The organism is Chromohalobacter sp. 296-RDG (assembly GCF_029889885.1).
Lineage (GTDB): Bacteria > Pseudomonadota > Gammaproteobacteria > Pseudomonadales > Halomonadaceae > Chromohalobacter.
In genome coordinates this window covers 1-1,519 of sequence record NZ_JARANY010000189.1, presented here as the reverse complement: position 1 = coordinate 1,519, position 1,519 = coordinate 1, and the positions used below count along the sequence as shown (strand labels likewise).

Annotated in this window: 2 protein-coding genes; both read left to right on the top strand. The window is 63.1% G+C overall.

The genetic code is table 11. From position 1 onward, the window contains the following. Window positions 1-694, top strand: a 694-nt coding sequence (locus OP495_RS17760) for a transketolase C-terminal domain-containing protein (RefSeq protein WP_280571098.1), incomplete at its 5' end; no start/stop codon positions are given. 138 nt (window positions 695-832) lie between these two features. After that, window positions 833-1,519: aldehyde dehydrogenase family protein (locus OP495_RS17755; RefSeq protein ID WP_280571097.1), on the top strand; the 687-nt coding region annotated here is incomplete at its 3' end.

Genomic DNA, 1,519 nt, shown 5'->3' with positions numbered 1-1,519 from the left:
CCTCACCTTCATGGAGTACATGCACAACGCCGTGCGCATGGCCGCCATCGCGCGGCGCCAGGTGATCTTCGTCTACACCCACGACTCCATCGGCCTGGGCGAAGATGGCCCGACGCACCAGCCCATCGAACAGCTCAATGCGCTACGCATCACGCCCAACTTGGCAACGTGGCGCCCCTGCGACGCCACCGAAACCAGCGTGGCCTGGCTGGCGGCGCTCAAGCGCCAGGACGGCCCCACGGCCCTGGTCTTCTCGCGCCAAGGGCTACCTGGGCAAGCACGCGATGTCGCGCAGCTCGCCGCTATCGAACGTGGCGGCTATGTGCTCAAGGATTGCGACGCCATGCCCGAGTTGATTCTCATCGCCACCGGTTCGGAAGTGGGCCTGGCCATGGACGCCGCCACCCAACTCAACGATCAGGGGCGGCAGGTCCGCGTCGTCTCGATGCCCTGCGCCAGCGCCTTCGATGCCCAAGACGCCGATTACCAGGAGACGGTGTTACCGCCTGCGGTGACACGCCGCCTCGCCATCGAAGCTTCGCATCCCGACTATTGGCGCAAGTACGTCGGTCCTCGCGGCAGCGTGATCGGCATGACCGGCTACGGGGAATCGGGCAAGGCCGAGGACCTTTTCCGCCACTTCGGATTCACCGTCGAGAACGTGATCGACACGGCCCGCGCCTTGCTCGACTGAGGCGTCTGGCGACATGGCCGCCAGGGTCATGTCGCCCCCTTGATTCTCTCCTTCAGCATCGCCAAGACAAATGGTGAGGCAATCAGGAAGACTGCCTCGGGAAGGTTCGTCACCGACGATCTCGTTAAGGAGGATGATATGAGTCGCAAGACCCTCACCGCCGTCAATCCCGCCAACGATCAAGTCCTCGGCGAGCACGACATGCTCGATGATGCCCAGTTGGCTGAAAAGCTCGACCAAGCCCGTGCGGGCTATGCCGAATTCCGTCACCTGCCGTTGGCCGACCGTCGCCAACGGCTCACCACACTGGCCGACTTGATCGATGAACATCAGCGCGAAATGGCTGAAATCATCGCCCATGAAATGGGCAAGCCCTTCCACCAAGGCATTGCCGAGACGCAGATTTCCTCGGCCATCGTGCGCTTCTACGCCGACAACCTGGACTCCCTGCTCAAGCCCCAGCCACGCCAGGTAGAAGGCGCACAGAAGGCGGAGATCGTCCACGATCCGATGGGCGCCGTGCTTGGCGTGATGCCGTGGAACTATCCTCTTTATCAGGTGGTGCGTTTCGCCGCGCCCAACCTGGCGGGTGGCAACGTTTGCCTGCTCAAGCACGCCTCCAACGTACCGGGCTGTGCCAAATACATTACCAAGCTGTTTCATGATGCCGGCTTCAAGGAAGGCACCTTCACCTGGCTGCCAGTCGGCTCCGATAAGGTCGAAGGCATCGTTCACGACCCGCTCGTCTGCGGCGTCACGCTGACCGGCAGCGAGGAAGCCGGCCGCGCCGTGGCCAAGATCGCCGGCGACGCCATCAAGCCCAGC